The 24,260-nt window shown below is 67.0% G+C and carries 25 protein-coding genes; 15 read left to right on the plus strand and 10 right to left on the minus strand.

Features of this window, described 5'->3' with window-relative positions:
- The first annotated feature begins 41 nt into the window (after positions 1–41).
- On the plus strand, positions 42–1,766 hold the full coding sequence (gene relZ / locus ACAG25_RS11305; RefSeq protein WP_370488487.1) for a bifunctional ribonuclease/(p)ppGpp synthase: 1,725 nt from the start codon (positions 42–44) through the stop codon (positions 1,764–1,766).
- On the opposite strand, the gene ACAG25_RS11310 is transcribed toward relZ, so the two are convergent.
- Positions 1,763–3,544 (minus strand): DUF222 domain-containing protein, encoded by a 1,782-nt coding sequence (locus ACAG25_RS11310; protein ID WP_370488489.1) that lies wholly within the window; start codon positions 3,542–3,544, stop codon positions 1,763–1,765. The two genes, relZ and ACAG25_RS11310, sit on opposite strands and share 4 nt — an antisense overlap.
- 230 nt (positions 3,545–3,774) lie before the next feature.
- Here ACAG25_RS11310 and ACAG25_RS11315 point away from each other — a divergent pair, with 230 nt between their 5' ends.
- Complete coding sequence (locus tag ACAG25_RS11315; RefSeq protein WP_370488491.1) at positions 3,775–4,083, plus strand: hypothetical protein; 309 nt, start codon at positions 3,775–3,777, stop codon at positions 4,081–4,083.
- A 57-nt stretch (positions 4,084–4,140) separates the two neighbouring features.
- On the opposite strand, the gene ACAG25_RS11320 is transcribed toward ACAG25_RS11315, so the two are convergent.
- Positions 4,141–5,577, minus strand: coding sequence for an APC family permease (locus ACAG25_RS11320; protein WP_370488492.1), 1,437 nt, complete (start codon positions 5,575–5,577; stop codon positions 4,141–4,143).
- Positions 5,578–5,605: 28 nt separating this feature from the next.
- The gene (locus ACAG25_RS11325; RefSeq protein WP_370488494.1) at positions 5,606–6,214 is read right to left on the minus strand and encodes a TetR/AcrR family transcriptional regulator; all 609 of its coding nucleotides are present in this window, start codon (positions 6,212–6,214) and stop codon (positions 5,606–5,608) included.
- A gap of 73 nt (positions 6,215–6,287) precedes the next feature.
- Between ACAG25_RS11325 and ACAG25_RS11330 the strand changes: the two genes are divergently transcribed.
- On the plus strand, positions 6,288–7,115 hold the full coding sequence (locus ACAG25_RS11330; RefSeq protein WP_370488496.1) for an alpha/beta hydrolase: 828 nt from the start codon (positions 6,288–6,290) through the stop codon (positions 7,113–7,115).
- Here ACAG25_RS11330 and purD read toward each other — a convergent pair.
- Positions 7,112–8,380: a phosphoribosylamine--glycine ligase gene (purD, locus tag ACAG25_RS11335; protein WP_370488497.1), complete on the minus strand. Its 1,269-nt coding sequence runs from the start codon at positions 8,378–8,380 to the stop codon at positions 7,112–7,114. The two genes, ACAG25_RS11330 and purD, sit on opposite strands and share 4 nt — an antisense overlap.
- 102 nt (positions 8,381–8,482) lie before the next feature.
- Here purD and ACAG25_RS11340 point away from each other — a divergent pair, with 102 nt between their 5' ends.
- From ACAG25_RS11340 to ACAG25_RS11350, 3 genes are read left to right on the plus strand one after another with little or no spacing between them, the layout of a single operon-like run.
- Positions 8,483–9,718: a cytochrome P450 gene (locus ACAG25_RS11340; protein ID WP_370488499.1), complete on the plus strand. Its 1,236-nt coding sequence runs from the start codon at positions 8,483–8,485 to the stop codon at positions 9,716–9,718.
- Positions 9,719–9,727: 9 nt separating this feature from the next.
- The gene (locus ACAG25_RS11345; protein ID WP_370488501.1) at positions 9,728–10,336 is read left to right on the plus strand and encodes a TetR/AcrR family transcriptional regulator; all 609 of its coding nucleotides are present in this window, start codon (positions 9,728–9,730) and stop codon (positions 10,334–10,336) included.
- Complete coding sequence (locus ACAG25_RS11350; RefSeq protein WP_370488503.1) at positions 10,336–11,100, plus strand: SDR family NAD(P)-dependent oxidoreductase; 765 nt, start codon at positions 10,336–10,338, stop codon at positions 11,098–11,100. Before ACAG25_RS11345 ends, ACAG25_RS11350 begins: the two co-directional genes overlap by 1 nt.
- Here ACAG25_RS11350 and ACAG25_RS11355 read toward each other — a convergent pair whose 3' ends face one another.
- The 5 genes from ACAG25_RS11355 to ACAG25_RS11375 are packed head-to-tail and all read right to left on the minus strand — an operon-like array spanning position 11,101 to position 15,873.
- A complete protein-coding gene (locus tag ACAG25_RS11355; RefSeq protein WP_370488505.1) occupies positions 11,101–12,327 on the minus strand; it encodes a hypothetical protein in 1,227 nt (408 codons plus the stop codon).
- Positions 12,324–12,767, minus strand: a complete 444-nt coding sequence (locus ACAG25_RS11360; protein ID WP_370488506.1) for a carboxymuconolactone decarboxylase family protein — start codon at positions 12,765–12,767, stop codon at positions 12,324–12,326. The genes ACAG25_RS11355 and ACAG25_RS11360 overlap by 4 nt, the downstream gene beginning before the upstream one ends.
- Before the next feature lie 5 nt (positions 12,768–12,772).
- Positions 12,773–13,624, minus strand: a complete 852-nt coding sequence (locus ACAG25_RS11365) for an NAD(P)-dependent oxidoreductase (protein WP_370488746.1) — start codon at positions 13,622–13,624, stop codon at positions 12,773–12,775.
- Positions 13,625–13,632: 8 nt separating this feature from the next.
- A complete protein-coding gene (locus ACAG25_RS11370) occupies positions 13,633–14,394 on the minus strand; it encodes an SDR family oxidoreductase (protein ID WP_370488508.1) in 762 nt (253 codons plus the stop codon).
- A 12-nt stretch (positions 14,395–14,406) separates the two neighbouring features.
- On the minus strand, positions 14,407–15,873 hold the full coding sequence (locus ACAG25_RS11375; RefSeq protein ID WP_370488510.1) for an aldehyde dehydrogenase: 1,467 nt from the start codon (positions 15,871–15,873) through the stop codon (positions 14,407–14,409).
- Between the two features lie 172 nt (positions 15,874–16,045).
- Between ACAG25_RS11375 and ACAG25_RS11380 the strand changes: the two genes are divergently transcribed.
- From ACAG25_RS11380 to ACAG25_RS11420, 9 genes are all read left to right on the plus strand, one after another.
- The gene (locus tag ACAG25_RS11380) at positions 16,046–16,642 is read left to right on the plus strand and encodes a TetR family transcriptional regulator (RefSeq protein ID WP_370488511.1); all 597 of its coding nucleotides are present in this window, start codon (positions 16,046–16,048) and stop codon (positions 16,640–16,642) included.
- 22 nt (positions 16,643–16,664) lie between these two features.
- Positions 16,665–17,873, plus strand: coding sequence for a cytochrome P450 (locus ACAG25_RS11385; RefSeq protein WP_370488512.1), 1,209 nt, complete (start codon positions 16,665–16,667; stop codon positions 17,871–17,873).
- A gap of 11 nt (positions 17,874–17,884) precedes the next feature.
- Complete coding sequence (locus ACAG25_RS11390; protein ID WP_370488514.1) at positions 17,885–18,712, plus strand: SDR family oxidoreductase; 828 nt, start codon at positions 17,885–17,887, stop codon at positions 18,710–18,712.
- Entirely contained in the window at positions 18,709–20,067 is a 1,359-nt protein-coding gene (locus ACAG25_RS11395; protein WP_370488516.1) for a cytochrome P450, read from the plus strand. Before ACAG25_RS11390 ends, ACAG25_RS11395 begins: the two co-directional genes overlap by 4 nt.
- 1 nt (position 20,068) lies before the next feature.
- Positions 20,069–20,275 (plus strand): ferredoxin, encoded by a 207-nt coding sequence (locus tag ACAG25_RS11400; protein ID WP_370488518.1) that lies wholly within the window; start codon positions 20,069–20,071, stop codon positions 20,273–20,275.
- Positions 20,276–20,277: 2 nt separating this feature from the next.
- The gene (locus tag ACAG25_RS11405; RefSeq protein WP_370488520.1) at positions 20,278–20,817 is read left to right on the plus strand and encodes a nuclear transport factor 2 family protein; all 540 of its coding nucleotides are present in this window, start codon (positions 20,278–20,280) and stop codon (positions 20,815–20,817) included.
- A 100-nt stretch (positions 20,818–20,917) separates the two neighbouring features.
- Positions 20,918–22,051, plus strand: coding sequence for an NDMA-dependent alcohol dehydrogenase (locus ACAG25_RS11410; protein WP_370488521.1), 1,134 nt, complete (start codon positions 20,918–20,920; stop codon positions 22,049–22,051).
- A gap of 6 nt (positions 22,052–22,057) precedes the next feature.
- Positions 22,058–22,489, plus strand: coding sequence for a nuclear transport factor 2 family protein (locus tag ACAG25_RS11415; RefSeq protein WP_370488522.1), 432 nt, complete (start codon positions 22,058–22,060; stop codon positions 22,487–22,489).
- Positions 22,490–22,496: 7 nt separating this feature from the next.
- Positions 22,497–23,339, plus strand: a complete 843-nt coding sequence (locus ACAG25_RS11420) for an SDR family NAD(P)-dependent oxidoreductase (protein ID WP_370488523.1) — start codon at positions 22,497–22,499, stop codon at positions 23,337–23,339.
- Here the strand turns inward: ACAG25_RS11420 and ACAG25_RS11425 are convergent, their stop codons facing one another.
- Positions 23,340–24,260, minus strand: a complete 921-nt coding sequence (locus ACAG25_RS11425) for a TIGR03619 family F420-dependent LLM class oxidoreductase (RefSeq protein ID WP_370488524.1) — start codon at positions 24,258–24,260, stop codon at positions 23,340–23,342. It lies immediately after the preceding gene.

Raw genomic sequence — 24,260 nt, forward strand, 5'->3', positions numbered from 1 at the left:
ATCAGACAGCCTACGAGCCTCGGTCGTGCACAGTAGACACCGTGCACTTCATCGGTGTGGACCTCGCATGGGGCCAGCGCAAACCCACGGGCGTGGCCGTCGTCGACGACAGCGGCCGACTGGTGCTGGCCACGGTGGCCTCCGACGACGCGAGCATCTGCTCGCTTCTCGAGCCGTATGCCGAGGACGACTGCGTCGTCGGCTTCGACGCTCCCTTGGTCGTGCGGAACGCGACGGGCCAGCGGCCCGCCGAGCGCGCGATCAACGCCGACTTCGCGCGGTTCCAGGCCGGGACACATCCGTCCAACACCGGCCGGCCCGAATTCGCCGACGGCACCCGGGCCGCCCGATTGGCCGAAGCGCTGGATCTGGACATCGATCCACGGTCCGGGGCACCGCGGCGCGCGCTGGAGGTGTATCCGCATGCGGCGACGGTGGCGCTGTTCCGGTTGGGACGGACGCTGAAGTACAAGAGCAAGCCTGGCCGCTCCCTGGCCCACATGCGCACCGAGCTGGTGCGGTTGATGGAGCTCATCGAGGGACTCGCCGGCGCCGACCCCGCCTTACGTACGAACGGCAGCGAGGACTGGGCGCGGTTGCGCGCCGCGGCCGAAACCGCCTCGCGCAAGAGCGAACTGAGGCGGGTCGAGGATCCGGTGGACGCGGTGGTGTGCGCGTATGTGGCGATGTTCGCCGCCCGTCGGCCCGACGACGTCACCTACTACGGCGACAGCGACACCGGCTACATCGTCACACCCACACTGCCGTCGGATCTGGAGCCCGCGCCGCCGGAGCCCACACCCGGCGCGGTCCACCAGGCCATCGCGACGTACGCCGAGCGCCGACCGCACCTTGTCGGTGTCACCGACCGGTACCTCGCGACGGTCACCGGCCTGCTCGACGACGCCGGGATCAACTACCTCAGTGTCACGGCGCGGACCAAGTCGGTGGCGTCTTTCGCTGCGAAGGCCGACCGCCACGTCGACGGGCGGCGGCTGTATACCGATCCTCTGGTCGAGATCACCGACCAGGTCGGCCTGCGGGTCATCACCTACCTGCGCGACGATGTCGGCGCCGTCGCCAACGTGCTCAACGAGGAGATGCAGTTGCTCGACGACCGCGATCTGGGGATGGAGACCGCGGCTGAAGGCCGGTTCGGTTACGCGAGCAGACATCTGTTGGTCGCGGCCAAAGGTGAGCAGCAGGCGGCGTCGGTGCAGGTGCGGACCATCCTTCAGCACGCGTGGGCGGAGTTCGAGCACGATGTCCGCTACAAGGGGTCCATCCCCGAGGAGGATGCGCCGGATCTGAACCGTCGCTTCACCCTGGCCGCGGGACTGCTGGAATTGGCCGACCGTGAGTTCTCCGCCATTCGGGAGCGGCTGCGGTCCACCTCCCCGAGCGCGCGGACCCCGGAGACGCCTGGCGCACCCGGGATTCCGACGCCGGTGCTGGCGGCCTACTTGGCCAGCAGGTTCCCCAGTGCGGGCTGGTCGCGTACCGAGCATTACGCCTGGATGGCCGGTCTGCTGCTGGACCTCGGTATCGACTCGACCGACGAGGTGGATGCGGCCCTGGCGGGGATCGATGCCGACGCCGTCGATGCCGCAATGGATTACCGGTTCCCTGCCGGCGCGGTGCGTCGCCTCGACGATGCATTGTTGGCGCTGTTCGGTTCCCGTTACATCGGATTACCCGGCAACTCCCACCGGGTTGCCCTGCTGGAGAACAGATTTGCCCGCCTCAGCGGTTCCACCGACGGCTAGAACGGGGGTGCGTCGTTGGGTGGTGGGAGGAGTTGGTCGCCGTTGTTGGTCAGGGCTGCTTCGTTGATGCGGCGGAGGACTTGGTTGTAGCGGGTTTGGGCTTGGGCGCGGGTGTATCGCCGCCGGGGCATCATGATGCCGCGTCGTTGGTCGGTGGGTGGTGGGGGTGGTGGGCCGTTGGTCCAGAGGGTGGCGGTGGGTTTGCACAGGGCCGGGAACAGCAGGGCGCTGCCGGGTTTGGTGAGATAGGTGTGGCCGGTGGGGCTGACCCATTTGATGGTGCCGTCGGGGTATTGCCGGTCGGTCCAGCCGTCGGGTCCGCACCAGAACGTTTTGAGTAAGTGGTGAAAACGGCAGAGGCACTTGAGGTTTGAGGCGTGGGTGGGGCCGATGGGGTGGGGCACGGTGTGGTCGATGTCGGCTTTGGTGGCTGCGATGTCGCACAGCGGGAACCGACAGGTCAGGTCGCGGCAGCGGATGAACTCGGCCAGTGCGCGGGAGGGCAGGTAGCGGGGCTCGGCGGGGCTGTCGCCGGGGTGGATGATTTCGCGGATGCGGGCGTTGCCCAGCAGTGGGTGCAGCCCGGCGGCGGGGACCAGCCCGGCGCCGAAGATCAGCGCGGCTTTCGGCGACGACGCGGTCGCCGAGGTGACCGGGGAAGCCGGCTCTGGCCCCGTGGTGTCCTCAGCCTCAGCCTCGTCCTCGTCCTCGTCCTCGGTCTCGTCCTCGTCCTGCGCGGGGTCAGCGTCGACCTCGGCCTGCGGCGGCGATTGTTCTTCGGCGGGCTGCGGGCGCAGCTCTGCCCGCGACGCAGACCCGTCCTCAGTCCCGGGCTCAGGTTCGGGTTCGGGCTCAGCCTCGGGTTCGGGTGACTGGGCTTCGTCCTGCTCGCTGTCGGCCGGCTCGGTTTGGGTCGGCTCTTGCTCGGCAGCGTCCGGCGCAGGTTGGGCGTGTGCGTGGTCTTTTGCGGTGTGCAGGGTGGTGGTGTCGGTGACGACGTAGATGAAGGTGTTGGGGGTGGGGGCGGGGTTGTTGGCGGCGTGGCAGTCCGAGAGTCCGCAGCCGCAGGCCAGGGCGTCGAGGCCGTAGCCGATGGCGGCCAGCGCGTCGTTGCGGCGCTCGTCGAGGGGGCGGGGGTCGGCCTGGCAGACGGTGCGCGCGATCGCCTCGATACGGTCGCCTAGCGCGGCGGCGTCGCTGCTGTTCATCCGCGCCCACACCGTCTGAAACCCCGGCGGATCGGCGGGGTCGCCGATCTGCAAGCCCCGCTCGGCTTGGCGGTGGCGCGGTACGCGGTGGGCGGCGGGGTCGTGGGTGATGACCGTGGCGTCGATGGCCTGGTCGATCTTTTCCCGCGACAGCCGCCCCCAGAACCCGACCTGGGCGGCCAGGGCGGCATCCACGGCGGCCATCAGGTCGGGATCGCCGATCAGCCCGGTGCGGTAGACGATGGTGCGTACCACCAGGTCGCTGATCAGTCCCTGGGCGAACAACGCCGCCACTTTGGGGAGGCGGTCGCGCAGTGCGACGGCCCGGTCGGTTTGGGCCAGCGCCAACCCTTGGGTCACCCCGAGCGCGGCGGCCAGTTCGGCGGCCACCGCCCGATCGGGGTCGAGGAACCAGTTCTCCCGGTCGCGGGCCGACGGCAACTGGGTGCGGCGGTCGAACAACTCGGCCAGTACCGCCAGCTTGCGGTAGGCGGCGATGTTCTCCGCGCGCGAGCAGATCCGGGCGGCGTCGATCAACCCGGCCGCGCTGGCCGCGTTGATCTCCGCCACTGACGGAACGCTATCGAACATGTGTTCGATTATGCCAGCGGGGTGTGACACGTCGGCGCACCAATTCGAATCGGTGACGATCAGATCCGGTCACGGGGCGATCAATTTCTGCCACCGGAAATGAAACCCTCCACACCCCGGTTTCATCAGGCAGATCGCCACGATCAACCAAACGTCGAAACCGCGTGATCCGCTCCACGGCTCCGACCCGCACCGAGGGAATCAGAGCAATGAAGACCATCACCACCGCCACCATCGCCGCTACCGCCGCCGCGGGCCTGTCGGCCGCGATCCTGGGCCTGGCCGCCCCCGCCGCAGCCGCCCCGTCAAGCTCCAGCGACGCCTACGCCACCATCAACGCACTCGAAGCCGACGGCAACCGCGTCATCATCAACCGCCACAGCGGCACCGCCCTCACAGACGCCACCATCATCGCCGTGCGACCCGGCCCCGAATTCACCACATGGGTCTGGGACGCCCAACGCGACGACCGCATCCAAGTCCCCGCCGGACGCACCTACTTCGTCGACGTCGAATAACCCCACACCGAAAAAGGGGCCGCCTCGACAGAGTCGGCCCCTTCTTCGCGTAATCCCCTATTCCGGGCCCGCCGCCAGATCTTCCGGATTGGTGATCTGCCCGTCCTGAATGCCGAGTTGACGGTTGATCGCCTGGGTCAGGAAGAACAGGCCGATTCCGATGACGATCAGACCGCCGGCGACGATGTACTGCTGCACAGGCCGGCCCGACAGAGGCGTCACCAGATACAGCGACGCGACAAACCCGATGACCGGCAACGCCGTTGGCGTCTTGAAGTGGTGGCCGTCGTGGCGCACGTCGCTGCGCAGAACCAGCACCGCGACGTTGACAACAGCGAACACCGCAAGCAGCAGCAGGCTCGTGGTGCCGCCGAGAATGGCGATCGCGTTGCTGCTGGCGGCCGTGCTGACGTAGATGATCACACCGAAGGCGATGACGGTGGTGAACACGATCGCCACCCAGGGTGAGCGACGTTGCGGGTGCACGGTTCCGAGCACCGGGGGCAGCACCCGCTGGCGGGCCATGCCGTAGATGAGCCGACTGGCCATCAGCATGTTGATCAGCGCTGTGTTCGACACCGCGAACATCGTGATGAACGGCAGGATCGTGTCCATCGGCAGCTCGGGAGCGCCGGCCTTGACCACCTCGACCAGCGGGGTGTCGCTCGCTTCGAGCTGCCCGACGGGCACCAGCGCCACCGCCACGATGGAGATCAGGATGTAGACCATCCCGGCGATCCCGAGACCCGTCAACAGGATCTTGGGGAAGGTGCGGACGGGATCCTTGGTCTCCTCGGCCATGTTCACCGAGTCCTCGAAACCGACCATGGCGAAGAAGGCCAACGACGTTGCGGCCGTCACCGCCAGGAAGGTGTTCTTGTCCTCGGCCGTCTCGAACGCCACGATGCGGGAGAAATCGACATCGGTCCCGCGGGTGAACGCCCAGAAGCCGATCATCAACACGATCACCAAGCCGGTGATCTCGACGATCGTCAGGACGACGTTGAGTTTGACGCTCTCCCCGACACCGCGGTAGTTGATCGCCGCCAGCAAGGCCATGAATCCCAACGCCAGCAGTGCGACACCGATCTTCGACGTCTCGATGCCGGTGCCTTCGTAGAAGTTCGCCGCGAATGCCCTGGAAGCCGTTGAGGCGGAGGTGATTCCCGAACACATCACGACGAAAGCAACCAGAAATGTGACGAAGTGGATGCCAAACGCCTTGTGCGCGTACAGGGCTGCGCCGGCCGCCTGTGGGTACTTGGTGACCAGTTCGAGGTAGCTGAAAGCCGTGATCGTGGCGATGAGGAAGGCCACCAGGAACGGCAGCCAGGCAGCGCCGCCGACCTCACCGGCGACATCGCCGACCAAGGCGTAGACGCCCGTGCCCAGGATGTCCCCGACGATGAACAGCAGCAGCAGCCCGGGACCCATGACCCGCTTGAGTTGCGGCTGTTGCTCCGCGCCTCGTGGGCTGGCCACCGATTCCGTCATCACGCCTCCCGGTTCGTTCTGCGTCGGACTAGTTGAACGGCGCGAGGACGTCGATGACGTCGATCAGTGTGGCTCTGGCCGTCTCACGCGGGCCATCGCCGTCCCCCACCATCGCTGACACGACGGCACCGTCGACGGCACACACTAATGCGGTCAGCATGTCGGCGCGCACGGAGCGTCCGGATCGCTCGATGACTTCGACGACGGCATCGGTGCGCTGCTTGAGGATCCTGCGCTGGATGTCTCGCAGGCCGGGCTGGCGAGCGCAGGCGATGTAGCGCTCATAGCGCGAGATCAGCAACTCCGTGGCACGTTCCGGGGTGTCCCCGACGAGCAGATCGACCAGGATGTCGGCGGTCGACTCGGCACCGCGCCGGCGTCGGGACAAGGCCCCGACCCGGTCCTTGAGTTGTTGCGCCTCCCGCAGTCCGATGAGTTCGACGGCGTTGGCGATCAGGTCGTCCAGCGAAGAAAAGTAGTACGTCGTCGACGCCAGTGGCAGGCCCGCGCGGCGGGCCACCGCGCGGTGTCGCACGGCGTCGAACCCGCCCTCGCACAGCAGATCAGCAGCGGCGCTGACCAGCGCATACCTTCGACGCTCCCCTTTGGGAGTGACCGCTGCCGTCACGTAAAGCATGGTGCCAGTCGGGGCGGGCCGGCATCGGGCTTTCGGCAATTCGTCCCTCATTACCTTCGGCAGCGCGGCTGGCATGATTGCCGCCATGCCGATGCTCAGTCGCCGCGCGCTGCTGTCCCTGGGTCTGCGGGCCGGGTTGGCAGGGGCTGCGGTGTCTGTTGTGAGCGCCCCGCCGACCGTCGCCGCACCTGCGCCGACCTACACCTCGGGAGCGTTGCGCTCGACCGCGCGCGGAGGGGTGACGGTGAACTGGATCATCGCCCGCCCACCGGGGCAGGACCGGCCGCTGCGTCCGGTGATCCTGCTGCACGGCAAAGACTCCAGCGCCGCGAACGTCATGTCGATGGGCGTCGAACGGTTCCTGGCCGACGCGGTGGCTGCCGGGTTACCGCCCTTGGCGATGGCAGCGATCGACGGCGGCAACGGGTACTGGCACCGCCGAGCGTCGGGCGACGACTCGGGATCGATGGTGCTCGACGAGTTCCTGCCGCTGCTGGCCGACCAGGGACTGGACACCTCCCGCGTGGCGTTCCTCGGCTGGTCGATGGGCGGATACGGAGCGATGCTGCTGGGTTCCCGGTTGGGCAGCGCCCGTACTGCGGCGATCTGCGCGGTGAGCCCGGCCCTGTGGACCTCACCCGGTGCTGCGGCGCCCGGCGCGTTCGACGGTGGCGAGGACTACGCCGCCAACAACGTCTGGGGTCTCGACGAGCTCGATCGCATACCGCTGCGGATCGACATCGGCGACGGTGATCCGTTCGCCGGCGCTACGCGAGAGTTCATCGACCAACTCGCTACACCGCCGGCGGGCGGCTTCTCGGCCGGCGGGCACGATGCCGCGTTCTGGTCCGCGCAGTTGACGTCCCAGATCAGCTGGATCGCGCCGCTGCTGAGCGCTTAGACGGAGATTCGGCCTTCTGCTGCCGCCAGCCCGATATCGCTGCGAAAGTGCGCCCCCGGCAGGCGGATTGCGCTCATCGTGGCGTAGGCGTCGTCACGCGCAGCGTTCAGGTCCGCACCGACACCCACCACCGACAGGACCCGACCGCCGGACGACACCAACGCACCGTCGTCGCGCCGCGCGGTACCGGCGTGCAACACCCCGTCGCGATCCGCGCCCGAGATGACGTCGCCCAGACGCGGCCGCCCGGGGTAGTTCTCGGCGGCGAGCACGACGGTGACGGCTGCCCCCTCGCGCCACTGCAGAGGAGGCATCTCGGCCAGCCGTCCCGTGGCGGCCGCCGACAGCAGTTGCCCGAGCGGGGATTCCAGTAGGGCCAGCACCGCCTGCGTCTCCGGATCGCCGAAGCGGCAGTTGAATTCGACGACGGAGGGGCCTGACGAGGTGATGGCCAGCCCGGCGTACAACAGACCGCTGAACGCGCAGCCACGCCGAACCATTTCCGTAGCAACGGGTTTGATGACTTCTTCGACGATCCGGGTCGTCATGTCGGCGGGCAGCCACGGCAGTGGCGCATAGGCGCCCATCCCGCCGGTGTTCGGTCCGGTGTCGCCGTCGCCGACACGCTTGAAGTCCTGCGCGGGCAGCAACGGCACCACCGTCTCACCGTCGACGATGCAGAACAGCGAGACCTCGGGGCCGTCGAGGAAGGACTCGAGCAGCACGGGATGGCCGGCGTCGAGCAGGGAGGCGGCGTGCGCGCGGGCTGCGTCGCGGTCGGCGGTGACCACCACACCCTTCCCGGCGGCCAGTCCGTCGTCCTTGACCACCCAGGCGCGTTGCCCGGCGGCCGGACCGAACCGGTCCAGGGCGGCGTCGAGGCGCGCGGGGTTGTCGACGATCTCGCTGGTCGCGGTCCGCACCCCGGCCGCCGTCATGACGTCCTTGGCGAATGCCTTGGACCCTTCGATACGGGCCGCGTCACACGCCGGGCCGAAGCAGGCGATGCCCGCCGCACGTACCGCGTCGGCGACGCCGAGCACCAGCGGAACCTCCGGTCCGACCACGACCAGGTCGGCCCCGACTCGTCGGGCCAGCGCGGTGACCGCCTCGCCCGAGGTGATGTCGACGTCGTACTGGTCGGCCAGGGCTGCGGTCCCCGCGTTGCCGGGAGCTATCGACAGACCATCGACCTGCGGGTCGCGGCGCAATGCCAGCAGCAGCGCATGTTCACGGGCTCCGGAGCCGATCACCAGGACGTGCACAGATGCACCCTAACGGCTGCCTCGCAGCGCCTCTGGACCATACAGCTGACCGATCAGTGTATGGTCCAGAGTAAGTGCCATACGTCACATCCGGAGGACGCCATGACGACGACGCAGAGCTGTCCGTTTCTGCCCCAGGGGTATGACTTCACCGATCCGGACGTGCTGCTCCGGGGCATCCCGGTGACCGAGTTCGCGCAGCTGCGCAAGACCGCGCCTGTGTGGTGGAACGCCCAGGGCGAGTCGATCTTCGACGACGGCGGCTACTGGGTGATCTCGCGCCACGAGGACATCAAGGCCATCTCGCGCAACCACGACGGGCTGTGGTCGACCAACGCCAAAGGCGCGGTCATGCGGTTGCCCGACGGTGTCACCGCCGAGCAACTGGACCTGACCAAGGCGCTGCTCATCAATCACGACGCGCCCGAACACACGCGGCTGCGCAAGATCGTGTCGCGCCTGTTCACGCCGCGGGCCATCGCGGGGATGGAGCAGAAGCTCGCCGGTGCCGCCCGCGAGATCGTGGCCCGCGCGGCGGCAAAGGACAGCGGCAATTTCGTGGACGACATCGCCATGCCGCTGCCGCTGCAGGCGATCGCCGACCTGATCGGGGTGCCCGAAGCCGACCGCGAGAAATTGTTCCACTGGTCCAACTGCATCATGAACACCGACGACCCCGACTTCGACTCCGACCCCACGATGGCCAATGCCGAGCTGATGGGCTACGCGTACACCATGGCCGAGGAGCGGCGACGCTGCCCGGCCGACGACATCGTCACCCGTCTGGTGGAGGCCGATGTCGACGGCGACTCCCTCGGCGAGGTCGAGTTCGCGTTCTTCGTCATTCTGCTCGCTGTGGCCGGCAACGAGACCACGCGCAACGCCATGACCCACGGCATGAACGCGTTCTTCGAAAACCCGGATCAGTGGGAGCTTTTCAAACGGGAACGGCCCGAGACCGCGGTCGACGAGATCATCCGCTGGGCCACCCCCGTGCACTGTTTCCAGCGCACCGCGCTCGAGGACGTCGAGATCGGCGGCGTGACCATCGCCGCGGGACAACGCGCCGGCCTGTTCTACAGCTCGGCGAACTTCGACGAAGAGGTCTTCGACCGGCCGTTCGAGTTCGACATCCTGCGCAACCCGAACCCCCACCTGGCGTTCGGCGGCAACGGCGCGCACTTCTGCATCGGCGCCAACCTGGCCCGCATGGAGATCAAGCTCATGTTCAACGAGATCGCCGACCAGATCCCCGACCTCCGGCGACTCGGTGAACCGCAACGCCTGCGTTCGGGCTGGATCAACGGCGTCAAGGACCTGCAGGTCGCCTACCACTAGAGTGCCTTCGTGCGCACTCATGGTTGGTCCGGGGCGAAACCGGCCTCGGACGACGAGGCCGCCGCGCGCATCCTGGCCGCTGCCGGCAAGGCCATCGAGGAACACGGTGCCGACTTCAGCCTCTCCGACGTGGCGCGCACCGTCGGGGTGACCCGCCAGACCGTCTACCGCTACTTCCCGAGCACCGAGGCACTGCTGGTCGCAGCCGCAGTGCAGGCCGTCGACGAATTCCTGGACCGGCTGACCGCCCACCTCGCCGGCGTGCAGGACCCCGTCGACGCGGTGACCGAAGCGGTCGCAACGGCTTTGGAATGGCTGCCGCGAGAGAAGTACATGGGCCTGCTCGTGGTCCCCGGCCGCACCCGCCACGTCGAGTCGGTCACCTCCGATGTCGCGCTGCGTTTCGCCCGCACGATGGTCGACCGTCTGGACGTGGATTGGACCGCCGCGGGCCTGGGCGACGACGATCTCGACGAACTGGCCGAACATCTGCTGCGCATCATCCAGTCGTTCGTCGTCGACCCCGGCCGACCACCGCGCAGCGGCACCCGCCTGCGCGCGTATCTGCGCCGCTGGGTGGGCAACACAGTGAAATCCGATCGCAAAGGACGTGAGTAATGACGGTATTGGACCAGTTCCGCCTCGACGACAAGGTCGTCATCATCACCGGCGCCTCCTCGGGCCTGGGGGTTTCGTTCGCCGAGGCATGCGCACAGGCCGGCGCCGACGTCGTCCTCGCGGCGCGTCGCGCCGAGAAGCTGTCTGCCACAGCAGCACTCGTCGAGAAGGCGGGACGACGCTGCCTTACCGTGCCGACCGACGTCGCCGATCCCGCGCAGTGCACCGCGATGGTCGAAGCCGCCATGGACGAGTTCGGCCGCGTCGACGTGCTGGTGAACAACGCCGGGGTGGGCACCGCGGTCCCGGCGCTGCGTGAGACGCCGGCAGAGTTCGAGAAGGTCATGGACGTCAACGTCAACGGCTCCTACTGGGCGGCCCAGGCCTGCGGGCGCGTCATGCAGCCGGGCAGCTCGATCGTCAACATCGCCAGCATCCTCGGCATCACCACCGCCGGGTTGCCCCAGGCCGCCTATGCCGCGTCCAAGGCCGCCGTCATCGGGCTGACCCGCGACCTGGCCCAGCAGTGGGGACACCGAAAGGGCATCCGCGTCAACGCGATCGCCCCCGGCTTCTTCGAGTCCGAGATGACCGATGAGTACGCTCCCGGCTACCTCGACCGCATGATGGAGGAGCGTGTGGTGCTCAAGCGGATGGGCTCGCCGCTCGAGTTGTCGGCGACGCTGATCTGGTTGGCGTCGCCGGCCGGCGGTTACGTCTGCGGGCAGACGGTCGTCGTCGACGGCGGGGTGACCATCACCTAGCTAGAGCACGGTCAACGGCAGCGACTTGCGGCCCTCGAACTCCCAGGACGCACCACCGCTGACCTTCGTCACCGACACCTCGGACAGTTCCTTTGCCGGGGTGTCGGTTTCGATGAATCGCACGGTCCAGTCCGTCTCGGTGCCCGACAGTTCTGCCCGCAGGTGCGGGTCCACGGCGGTCGCGATCGCCTGCAGCGGTTTGTCTGCGGCCGGAGAGAGCAGCGAGATCCAGGCACCGTCGCCGTGCGCCGGCGAGCGACGGACGTGCACGAAGCCAGGATCGATGTTGGCGTGCACGTAGGCCGCCGGGTTCAGCAGCGGATGCAGCTCGAGCACCCGCAGCGCGCCGACCGGCCCGCCGGGCAGCTTCAGCGCCTTGTGGATACGTTCGGCGGCCACGCCGGCGATGCCGATCAGCTGCTTGGTGCGGATGCTGTCAGCCAGTGCCACATCGTCTTTCGCGCGTGCCCGCACCGCGATGTTGAACGACAGCACCAGCAGATGCATCTGCAGACACACCTCGTCGGCGATGCGCACCAGCGCCGAGTGCGAGAACGCACCGAAGTCCAGGTCCGACAGCAACGGCCCGGAGTAGTCGGCCATGCCCTCGTCGGTGGGGTCGATCGGATCGAGTTCGGTGTGGTGCGCCCGACTGGCCCTGACGGTCTCGATCTGCGGGATGAACTCGACCTCGGGGAAGGACTCGTCGATGGTGACGGTCCACGCGCAGTGCGGATGCCGGTCGGCAGGCGTCCGGGGCGGCCGGTGGATCGGGCGGACCTGGCACTTGCTGTTGGTGGCCAACGCAGTCGCGTCGAACGTCGGGTCTTCGATGTCGTGGCACATTCCGACCACGTAGTCCTCGCCCATCGGCTCGACGTCGAGCAGCGCCCCGCAGTGGTCGAGATGGAACTCGCCGTGCCAGCGGTCGTGGACGGTGTAGCGGAAGTCCATGAACTGTGGCGGCGCGCCGATGTCGAGTTGCATGCCCTTGAAAATCGTGATGACGTCGTCGCCTTCGAAGTTCAGCGCACGTTGCATCCGTTTGGTGTAGAGCGGGCTCGAGGCCGCCCACTCCTCGATCGCGATCTGCACCATCTCCTCGCGACCGAAATTCGAGATGCACCAGGCCATTCCGGACCGGTCGATCAGCTGCCCGATCAGCAGTAGCTCGGGGACCAGCGTGGCGAGTTCGTCGCGCGAGAGCGCGGCGTACCTACTCATCATGAACCGACGCCCTCATCATGGACCGTGCCCCCGGAGTGCATGCGGACCGCAGCGTTGACGTTCGCCTTCTTGTCCTCGCCACTGGCCTTCTTACGCTGCTTGGCGACTTTCGACACTGCCCCGTCGAGCTTGGATCCCAGCGGGAAGCCGAGGTAGTGGGTGAGGAAGACGGCCATCTCCTTGAGTTCTTCGACGGTGAGCTCCTCGTTGGCCAGCGCTGCGTTGATCTGGATCTCGGCGAGATCCGAGTTACCGAGAGCGGTCACGGCGGTCAGCGTCAGCATGCGCTTCTCGCGCATGGACAGACCGGGCCTCGTCCAGATGGTGCCGAACAGGTGCTCGACAGTCAGGTCGAAGTACGGGTCACCCTGGATGTCGGGCATCTCCCACCCGTAGACCTCGTTCATCTTCTCCAGGCCTTTACGGCGCACGTCATCCATCGGCTCTACTCCTTGGTGCTTGACGAGGTGTGCGGGACGCCGAGACCGGCGGCCAGGTCGCGCAGCGCGATCTCGGCCAGCGGCAACTCGACGCCGGTGGCTTCTCCGAGACCGAGCGCCAGCCGAAGATCCTTCTCGGCCAGGCCCCGGGTGTGGACGAACATGTCGTACAGGAAGTGGTCCGGGGTCAGCGGATTCATGTCGTCGCGCACCATGATCGCGCCGGGCCCGCCGCTCTGCGCATCGCTGTGGCGAACCACCCGACCGAGCTTCTGCAGGTCGATGCCGGCGGCCTCGGCCAGGCGCATCGCCTCACACGCCGCGGTGAATCCCACGAACGTCAACATGTTGCGCGCCAGCTTCATTCGGGTACCCGCGCCCGGTTCGCCGGCCCGGACGACCATGGACGCCCACTTCTTGAAGACCGGTTTGACCTTCTCGTAGGCCTCGTCGTCGGCGCCGACCATGACGGCCAGTTCGCCCTTGTCGGCCGCACCGGCGCCACCGCTGACCGGTGCGTCGACGATGTGGACCCCCTTGGGGCGCAGCTGTTCGGCGAGTTGTCCGGCGGTGTCGGGTTCGATCGTCGAGTGGATCGCGATCACAGTGCCCGGTGCCGCGTGGGCGCCGAGCTCGGCGACCACGTCACGCACCTGGGCGTCGTTGAGCACGGTGACGCTGATGACGTCGGCCTCGGCGACCGCGGCGACGCTGTCGGCCGCGATGGCACCGGCCTCGACCAACGGGGCCATGGCCTCGGCGCGGACGTCGAACACGATCAGCCCGTCGGGCCAGTCGACCAAACGTCGGGCCATCGGTGCGCCCTGGTTGCCCAGGCCGATATAGCCGAGCTTCATCGTGTCCGTCACCGGATGATCTGTCCGCCGTCGACATTGAAGATCTGACCGGTGATCCACTTCGCCTGGTCCGAGAGCAGGAACAGCAGCATGCCGACGAGATCGTCGGGCTGGCCCATGCGCGACAACGGGATTCCCTTGACGATGTCGGCGACCATCTCCTGCGGCGTGGTGGTCCGGTTGGCTTCGGTGTCGATGGGGCCGGGCGCGATGGCGTTGACGCGGATGTTCTGGCCGCCGAGTTCGGTGGCCAGCTGCTGGGTCAGTCCGTTGATGCCGACCTTGGCCAGGCCGTAGAAGTTCGAGTACAGCCACGCCGCCGTCGAAGACTGGTTGACGATCGCACCACCGCCGCGTTTGGCCATCTTCTTGTACACCGCGCGGGTGCACACCAGCGCACCGTCGAGGTTCACGCTCATGAACTTCTTGTAGTAGTCCCAGTCGACGGTGATCAGGAAGTCGAGCTTCATACCGCCGAAGATCGCGGCATTGTTGACCAGATAGTCGATGCCGCCGAACTCCGAGAGCGCCTGTGCTGCCATCTCTTTGGCCGAGTCAGGGTCGCTGACATCCACGCGCACCGCAAGGGCGTTGCCGCCCTCGCCCTTGATGCCGTCGGCGACCTTCTGGGCGCCTTCGGTGTTGATGTCCGCAACGACCACCGCGGCGCCCTCGCGGGCCAACGCCTCGGCGTAGGCCTGCCCAATACCGCCGCCGGCGCCGGTCACGATGGCCACCTTGTCCTTGAACTGATCTCCGTAGAGTCCCATAGCTGTCCCTTCTCAGACTGCCGTCGCGATGGCCTTGATTTCCAGATATTCCTCGAAGCCGGCCAGGCCCATCTCCCGGCCGATGCCCGATTGCTTGTATCCGCCGAACGGCATGTCCGCCGAGTACCAGACACCACCGTTGATGTTGACCGTGCCGACACGCATCCGGGCGGCGACGCCATTGGCCCGGTCCAGATCCGGCGAGAACACCGTGCCCGACAAGCCGTACGGCGAGTCGTTGGCGATGCGCACCGCGTCGTCGTCGCCGTCGTGCGCGATGACCGTCAGGACCGGACCGAAGATCTCCTCCCGCGACACCTTCGCCGCATTGTCCAGCCCGGCAATGACGGTCGGCTCGATGAAGAAACCCTTGTCCCGGTCCGCAGGCCGACCGCCGCCGCAGGCGAACCGACCGCCCTCGGCGACGGCGGAGTCCAGATAGCCCTGCACCCGGTCGCGCTGACGCGCCGAGATCAGCGGCCCGCACACCGTGCCCGCGTCGGTCGGGTCCCCCGGCTTCAGCCCGGCCATCGTTGCCGCGGCGGCCTCCACCGCCTCGTCGTAGCGGTTGCGCGGCACGACCAGGCGGGTCGTGATGGCGCATCCCTGACCAGCGTGCATCGACGCGGTGAAACCGGCCATCGAGCAGGCGCCCGGCAGATCCGCGTCGTCGAGCACCAGGAATGCAGACTTCCCACCGAGTTCGAGGAAGACCTTCTTCAACGTCGCCGACCCGTCGGCCATCACGGCCCGTCCGGTCGCGGTGGACCCGGTGAACGAGACCATGTCCACCCGTGGGTCTTTCGACAGCAACGCCCCGACCGCGTGGTCGCTGGAGGTGACGATGTTCAGCACGCCCGCCGGGATGTCGGTGTGCTCGGCGGCCAGCTCGCCCAGCACGGCGGCCACCCACGGGGTATCGGGAGCGGGCTTGAGCACCAGGGTGTTTCCGGCGGCCAGCGCCGGCCCGATCTTGGCGAGGTTGATCTGGTGCGGGAAGTTCCACGGGGTGATGGCGCCGACGACGCCGACGGCCTCGCGGGCGATCCTGCGCGCGGTCTTGATGCCCATCGGCTTCGCCACGCCCAGATCGGTGATCCATTGGTAGGACTCGGCGGTGTCGGCGCAGAACGTCAGATCCTCGATCGGGCCCTCCAGCTGAGCCGCCGAGGTCAGCATGCGCGGCGCCCCGACCTCGGCCATCGTCATCTCGCGCAGTTCCTCGACGTGGTCGCGCATCGCCTGTTGCAGTTGGCGCAGACAGCGCACACGGAGTTCGGCGTCGGTCGACCAGCTCGTCTCATCGAAGGCCCGTCGCGCCGCCTCGATCGCCGCACCCATGTCCGTGGCGTCGGCGTCGGCGGCCACTCCGAGCGTCTCCTCGGTGGCGGGGTTGATGGTCGGGAAGGTGCCGGCGTTGCCGTCGACGAGCTTGCCGTCGATGTACAGCTTGCTCTCGCGATCGGCCAGGATTGCCATCCGGCCTCCTGTTCTGGTTCTGGACAGCTGTCTGACTGGATTCCCTCGAACCATAGCCCCCGGCCTGCAGCACAGGCAAGAACAGCGGAACGGCGCAACCCAATATTCCTGATGGAAAGGGGTTTCTACGCCATGGTTGCCGATGGCGACCTCTGTCGGCTAGGTTGGACATGTGTCCAGTGAAGCTGTAGCCGCGATCACAGATCAGGCGCGGCAGGCACCCCGCAACCGTCGGCAGGAAGAGACGTTCCGCAAGGTCCTGGCCGCGGGACTGGAAGCCCTGCGCGAGTCCTCCTACGCCGACCTGACCGTGCGGGCCGTGGCTGCCCGCGCGAAGGTCGCCCCGGCCACCGCGTACACCTACTTCTCGTCGAAGAACCACCTCATCGCCGAGATCTACCTGGACCTGGTGCAGAAGGTCGACTACTTCACCGACGTCAACGACAGCACCGTCGACCGCGTGGAGAAAACGTTGCGCGCCATGGCGCTCACCCTCGCCGACGAACCGGAAGTCGCGGCCGCCTGCACCACCGCCCTGCTGTCGGGTAACGACACCGCGGTGCGCAGCGTCCGCGACCGCATCGGCAGCGAGATCCACCGCCGCATCCGCGCCGCCGTCGGCCCGGACGGGGACCCCCGCACTCTGGCCGCGCTGGAGATGACGTTCTTCGGCGCGCTGGTCAACGCGGGCAGCGGCGTCTACACCTACCACCAGATCGCCGACCGCCTGAGCTACGTGGTCGGCCTCATCGTCGGAGAAGACCGTTGACGGACCTTGTCGGAGACAAGAAATGACATTGAGCGACGTGAAACTCGACCCCTACGACTACGACTTCCACGAGGATCCGTACCCGTACTACCGGCGCCTGCGCGACGAAGCCCCGCTGTACCACAACGAGGAACTCGGCTTCTGGGCCTTGTCGCGGCACGCCGACGTGCTGCAGGGATTCCGGAACAGCACCACGCTGTCCAACAAGTTCGGTGTCTCGCTCGACCCAGCCTCACGCGGCCCGCACGCAGCGAAGACCATGTCGTTCCTGGCGATGGACGATCCCGATCATCTGCGGCTGCGGACGCTGGTGTCGAAGGGCTTCACGCCGCGACGAATCCGTGAACTCGAACCACGCGTCACCGAGATCGCCGTCGCACACCTGGACATCATGCTGGAGATGGCGCGCAGCGGCGCCGCGGTCGACTACGTCGACGAGTTCGCCGGCAAGCTGCCCATGGATGTGATCTCCGAGCTGATGGGTGTGCCGGAGGCCGACCGGACTCAGGTGCGCGCCTGGGCGGATGCGGTGATGCACCGCGAGGACGGTGTCACCGACGTGCCGGCCGCGGCCATCGAGGCGTCGATCAACCTGTTCGTCTACTACCAGGAGATGGTCGCCGAGCGACGCAAGAAACTCACCGACGACCTGACCTCGGCGCTGCTGGAGGCCGAGATCGACGGCGACCGGCTCACCGACGACGAGATCATCGGGTTCATGTTCCTGATGGTCATCGCCGGCAACGAGACCACCACGAAACTGCTTGCCAATGCTGCGTTCTGGGGTCACCGCAACCCTGATCAGCTGACCCCGGTGTACGAGGACCTCGACCGCGTGCCGCTGTGGGTCGAGGAGACGCTGCGCTACGACACGTCCAGCCAGATCCTCGCGCGCACGGTCTCCGGTGACCTGACGTTGTACGACACCCGGATTCCCGAAGGCGACGTGGTGCTGCTTCTTCCCGGCTCGGCGCACCGCGACGAACGGGTCTTCGACGATCCCGACCGCTATCTGATCGGTCGCGAGATCGGCTCCAAACTGATGAGTTTCGGCAGCGGCGCCCATTTCTGCCTCGGCGCGCACCTGGCGCGCATGGAGGCGCGGGTGGCGCTGACCGAGTTGTTCAAGCGAATCCGCGGGTACGAGGTCGACGAGGCCAACGCTGTCCGCGTCCACTCCAGCAACGTCCGCGGGTTCGCTCACCTCCCGATCCACGTCGAAGTGCGCTGAAAGGCCCGTTGATGCCTCGATTTGACCCTCTGCCCGATCGTCGTCCCGCACTCGTCGCCGGCGCCTCGTCCGGAATCGGCGCGGCGACCGCGGTCGATCTCGCCTCGCGCGGATTTCCCGTCGCGCTCGGGGCCCGCCGGGTGGAGAAGTGCCAGGAGCTCGTCGAGAAGATCCGCGCCGACGGTGGCGAAGCCATCGCGGTGCACCTCGACGTCACCGACCCGGACTCGGTGAAAGCCTGTGTGGAGCAGACAACCTCGGAGATCGGTGACATCGAGGTACTCGTCGCCGGAGCCGGTGACACGTACTTCGGCAAGCTCGCCGAGATCAGCACCGAGCAGTTCGAGTCGCAGATCCAGATCCATTTGATCGGCGCCAACCGGGTGGCCGGTGCCGTGCTGCCCGGGATGCTCGAACGTCGTCGTGGGGACCTGATCTTCGTCGGATCGGATGTGTCGCTGCGTCAGCGCCCCCACATGGGCGCCTACGGCGCGGCCAAGGCCGGGCTGGTGGCGATGGTCACCAACTACCAGATGGAACTCGAGGGCACCGGCGTGCGTGCGTCGATCGTCCATCCGGGACCGACCAAGACGTCGATGGGCTGGAGCCTGCCGGCCGAGCTGATCGGTCCCGCGCTGGAGGACTGGGCCAAGTGGGGTCAGGCCCGCCACGACTACTTCCTGCGCGCCGCCGATCTGGCCCGCGCGATCACGTTCGTCGCCGAGACACCCCGCGGTGGGTTCATCGCCAACATGGAGCTGCAGCCCGAAGCGCCGCTGGCGGACGTCAAGGAGCGACAGAAACTCGCACTCGGTGAGGAAGGGATGCCAGGACAATGACCGCTCTCAAAGACGTGCCCCGTGTCTCCGGCGGCGAAGAGGAACACGGCCACCTCGAGGAGTTCCGCACCGACCCGATCGGGCTGATGAAGCGCGTCCGCGAAGAGTGCGGGGACGTCGGCTGGTTCCAGCTGGCCGGCAAGCAGGTGGTGATGCTGTCCGGCGCCGAGGCCAACGAGTTCTTCTTCCGGTCGACCGACAGTGAACTCAACCAGGCCGAGGCCTACCCGTTCATGACGCCCATCTTCGGCGAGGGCGTGGTGTTCGACGCCGATCCCGAGCGCCGCGCCGAGATGCTGCACAACACCGCCCTGCGCGGCGAGCAGATGAAGGGCCACGCCGCGACCATCGAGAACGAGGTCAAGCGGATGATCGCCGACTGGGGCGACGGAGGCGAGATCGAGTTGCTCGACTTCTTCGCCGAGCTGACCATCTACACCTCCACGGCCTGTCTGATCGGGCTGAAGTTCCGCAACCAGCTCGACTCGCGCTTCGCCAACTACTACCACCTGCTCGAACGCGGCACCGATCCGCTCTGCTACGTCGACCCGTACCTGCCGATCGAGAGCTTCCGGATTCGCGACGAGGCCCGCGCCAACCTGGTGGAGCTGGTGCAGGAGGTCATGCACGGCCGAATCGCGAACCCGCCCACCGACAAGAGCGATCGCGACCTGCTCGACGTGCTGGTCTCGATCAAGGACGAGGACGGCAATCCCCGCTTCTCGGCCAACGAGGTCACCGGCATGTTCATCTCCCTGATGTTCGCCGGTCACCACACCAGCTCCGGCACGTCGTCGTGGACGCTGATCGAACTGCTCCGCAACCCCGACTTCTACGCCAAGGTCCAGCAGGAGCTCGACGATCTGTACGCCGACGGGCAGGAGGTCAGTTTTCATGCGCTGCGGCAGATTCCGAACCTGGACAACGCGCTCAAGGAGACGCTGCGGCTGCACCCGCCGCTGATCATTCTGATGCGGGTGGCCCAGGACGAGTTCGAGGTCGCGGGTCATCCCATCCACAAGGGGCAGATGGTGGCGGCCTCACCGGCCATCTCGAACCGGATCGCCGAGGACTTCCCCGATCCCGACGCCTTCGATCCCGACCGCTACAACAAGCCGCGGCAGGAAGATCTGATCAACCGCTGGACCTGGATCCCGTTCGGCGCCGGCAAGCACCGGTGCGTCGGCGCCGCGTTCGCCCAGATGCAGATCAAGGCGATCTTCTCGGTTCTGTTGCGCGAGTACGAATTCGAGATGGCGCAGCCCGCCGAGAGCTACCGCAACGACCACTCCAAGATGGTCGTCCAGCTGGCCCGTCCGGCGAAGGTCCGCTACCGCAGGCGCACGAAGGCCTGACATGGGTTGCTACCGCGTGGAACTCGACGAGGACCTCTGTCAGGGGCACGCCATGTGCGAACTCGAGGCTCCCGAGGTGTTCTCGGTGCCCAAACGCGGCGTCGTCGAGATCACCGACCCCGAACCGCCCGACGAGCTCCGTGCAGCCGTCGAACTGGCCGTCGACATGTGTCCGACCCGGGCACTGACCATCATCGAGAAGGAGTGAGTATGGCAACCCGTGAGCAGCTCGAAGGTTGGGTCGAGCGCTGGCTCAAGGCCAACCAGGACGCGGAGGCCGCCGGCGACTGGAAGCCGCTGGCGGACTTCTACACAGACGACGCGACCTACGGCTGGAACATCGGCCCCAAGGAAGACGTCATGTGCGTCAACAAGGACGAGATCCGCGACGTTGCCCTGGGCCTGGAGATGGAAGGCCTGGAGAACTGGGTGTACGAGTACCAGAGGGTGCTGATCGACGAGAAGCAGAACGAGATCGTCGGTTTCTGGAAGCAGATCGCCAACAAGAGCGACGGCACCCGTGACGAGATCTACGGCATCGGCGGCAGCTGGTTCCGGCTGAACGACCAGCTGCTCATCGAGTGGCAGCGCGACTTCTTCGACTTCGGTCACGTGCAGAAGGCGTTCATGAAACTGATCGAGTCCGGTGACCTGACCCCGACCATGCAGAAGCGCATCGAGCGATCGCTGGCCGGCGAGAAGCTGCCCGGTTACTACCCGTTGGGCCAGGCGCCGGCCCCGCTCTGGTAGCTCCCACCCAAGCGGTTGCTTGGGGGCGATGTGGTGTGGCTAACTAGAGCCTCTAGTCTCTAGCTAGAAGCTCTACTAAGTAAGCAGGAAAGCAGGAGAAATGAAGACCAAAGGCGCTCTGATCTGGGATTTCAATCAGCCGTGGTCGATCGAGGAAATCGAGATCGGCGATCCCGTCAAGGACGAGGTCAAGATCCGGATGGAAGCGTCCGGGATGTGCCACTCGGATCATCACCTGGTCACCGGCGGTATCCCGATGGCCGGTTTCCCTGTCCTGGGCGGTCACGAGGGCGCCGGCGTGGTCACCGAGGTCGGCCCGGGCGTGGAGCACCTGGCTCCCGGCGACCACGTGGTCCTGTCCTTCATCCCGTCCTGCGGCGAGTGCCCGTCCTGTCAGGCCGGCCTGCGCAACCTGTGCGACCTGGGCGCCGGCCTGCTGGCGGGCGTCGCGGTCTCCGACGGCACCCACCGGATCCACGCCGTCAAGAACGGTCAGCCCGTCATCCCGATGACCCTGCTCGGCACCTTCTCGCCGTACATGGTCGTCCACAAGAGCTCCGTGGTGAAGATCGACCCGTCCATCCCGTTCGAGGTGGCCTGCCTGGTCGGCTGCGGCGTGACCACCGGCTACGGCTCGGCCGTGCGCAGCGGTGACATCCGTCCCGGCGAGGACGTCGCGATCATCGGGATCGGCGGTGTCGGCATGGGCGCGCTGCAGGGCGCGGTCAACGCCGGCGCGCGCTACATCTTCGCCGTCGACCCGGTCGAGTGGAAGCGTGACCAGGCCCTCAAGTTCGGCGCCACCCACGTCTACCCCGACATCGCCGAGGCGATGATGGGCATCGCAGAGGTCACCTCCGGCGGCATGGCTCGTAAGACCATCATCACCGTGGGCGAACTCAAGGGCGAGGACATCGACAACTACCTCAACCTGACCTCCAAGGGCGGCACCTGCGTCGTCACCGCGGTCGGCAGCATGCTCGACACGAACGTGACGCTGAACCTGTCGATGCTGACGCTGCTGCAGAAGAACCTGCAGGGCACCATCTTCGGTGGTGGCAACCCGCACCACGACATCCCGTCGCTGCTGTCGATGTACAAGGCCGGCAAGCTCAACCTCGACGACATGGTCACCCGCCAGTACAAGCTCGAGCAGATCAACGAGGGCTACCAGGACATGCTGGAGGGCAAGAACATTCGCGGCGTCATCCGCTACACCGACGAGGATCGCTGAGTCGTCGTGACTGACACGGCGGCGCTGAGCCCGGTGGTCGCGGCGTCACGGAACTCGTGGCGCTGCGTCCAGTCCGGCGATCGGGAGGGCTGGCTGGCCCTCATGAGTGACGACGTCGTCATCGAGGACCCGATCGGCGAGGCCGTCACCAACCCCGACGGCACCGGGGTTCGCGGCAAGGACGCCGTTGCGGCGTTCTACGACACCAACATCGGGCCCAACCAGCTGCGCGTCACCTGCGAGGAGACGTTCCCGTCGAGCAGTCCGACGGAGATCGCCTACATCCTGGTGCTGGAGACCACGTTCCCCAACGGTTTCGTGGCCACGGTGCGTGGCGTGTTCACCTACCGGGTGGACGACGCCGGCCTGATCACCAATCTGCGGGGCTACTGGAACATGGACGCCATGACGTTCACCCAGGCGGAGAGCACCGATTAGCGAGTCGTTGTCCGGCCGCGCGGCCGTCGTGGTCGGCGGCACCCGCGGAATCGGTCTGGCCGTCGCCGAACTGCTGGCCGCCCGCGGCGCGCATGTGGTGGTCAATGGGCGCGATGCCGAGGCTGCCGAGCAAGCGGCGCAACGCATTCCAGGTGCGATCGCGTATTCCGGGTCACCGGCGCATCCCGATGTCGCCGACGCACTCATCGACACGTGTGTCCGTGAGTTCGGTGCCGTGGACATCCTGGTCAACTGTGCCGGTACCGCCGAACCGGCGGGCTCGTCGATTCTCAACGTCACCCCCGCGCAGTTCCAGGAACTCATCGACGCGCATCTGGGCACGGTGTTCCAGACCTGCCGCGCCGCGGCCCCCCGGATGGTCGCGCAAGGTCGCGGCGCCATCGTGAACACCAGTTCGTCTGCGTTCCTGGGTGATTACGGCGGCACCGGCTACCCGGCCGGGAAGGGCGCGGTCAACTCCCTGACGCTGGCGATCGCCGCCGAACTCAAGGAGCACGGTGTCCGCGCCAACGTGGTGTGCCCCGGCGCCCGGACCCGCCTGTCGACCGGTCCGGACTACGAGGCCCACATCACCGAGCTGAACCGACGCGGACTGCTCGACGACATCAGCATGGACGGCGCCCTCGATGCCGCCCCACCCGAGTACGCCGCACCCACCTACGCCTACCTGGCCAGCGACCTCGCCGCGCACATCACCGGTCAGATCTTCATCGCTGCAGGCGGTTTCGTCGGCCGGTTCGACCGTCAGGCTCCGTCGATCGTGGCGTTCCGCGGGCATCACGACGAGCCGCCGTGGACGGTCGAGGAGATCGCCGCCCAGGTCAGATGATCAGGCGAGCTGCGGCTTGATCTCCTCGATCACCCACTGCGCGTAGTCCAGGTACTCCTCGACACCGCGTACTTCCGGGATCGGCACCGAGCTGACCGTGACACCCTGCTCGGACAACCAGCCCAGACGCTCGACGATCTCGTCGGCGCTCATGCCCGGGCGAGCGTTCGGGTCGTCCTGTGCGACATGGCCCTCCCCCACCCGGTTGGTGCCCAGCCCGTGGACGACATCGAAGGGCCGCCCGTCGTACTCCGGCTGCGACTTGATGAAATCCAGCCGCTCGGCGATCTTCTCCGGCGGGGTCAGAAACGACCACCAACCGGAAGCGAACTTCGCGGCGCGGCGCAGCGCGGCGTCGGCGTCACCGCCGATCCAGATCGGCAGATGCGGCTTCTGCACCGGCTTCGGTTCGAACGCCACCTCGTCGAAGGACACGTACTTACCGTGAAAACTCGTCGTCTCCTGGGTCCACAAGTACTTGATCACCGCGAGGTACTCGTCGGCCATCCGTCCGCGTTCTCGGAACGGAACGCCGAGCGCATCGAATTCGCTTGCCAGCCAACCGACGCCGAAGGTGACCATCATCCGACCGCTGCTCATCCAGTCCGCGGTGGCCAATGATTTCGCCAGCACGATCGGATGCTGCAGCGGCAGCACCGTGATGCACGAGTTCAGCCGGATCCGCTCGGTGGCGCCGGCCAGGTGAGCCTGCGCCACCGTCGACTGCAGATAGTGCGGCCCCGACAGCTCGACGTGCTCGACGGGGATCACGAAGTGCTCCGGCACCGCGATCATGTCGTAGCCCCACTGATCGGCACACTTGGCCATCCGCGTCTGGTCGGCCCCGGTGACCGAGGCCTCCCAGGGCTGCGACATCGCCGGCAGCCGCAGCATGTGTGGAAGGGCAAAGACCAGTTGCAT

It is taken from the genome of Mycobacterium sp. pV006, assembly GCF_041287115.1.
In the GTDB taxonomy this organism is placed as follows: domain Bacteria; phylum Actinomycetota; class Actinomycetes; order Mycobacteriales; family Mycobacteriaceae; genus Mycobacterium.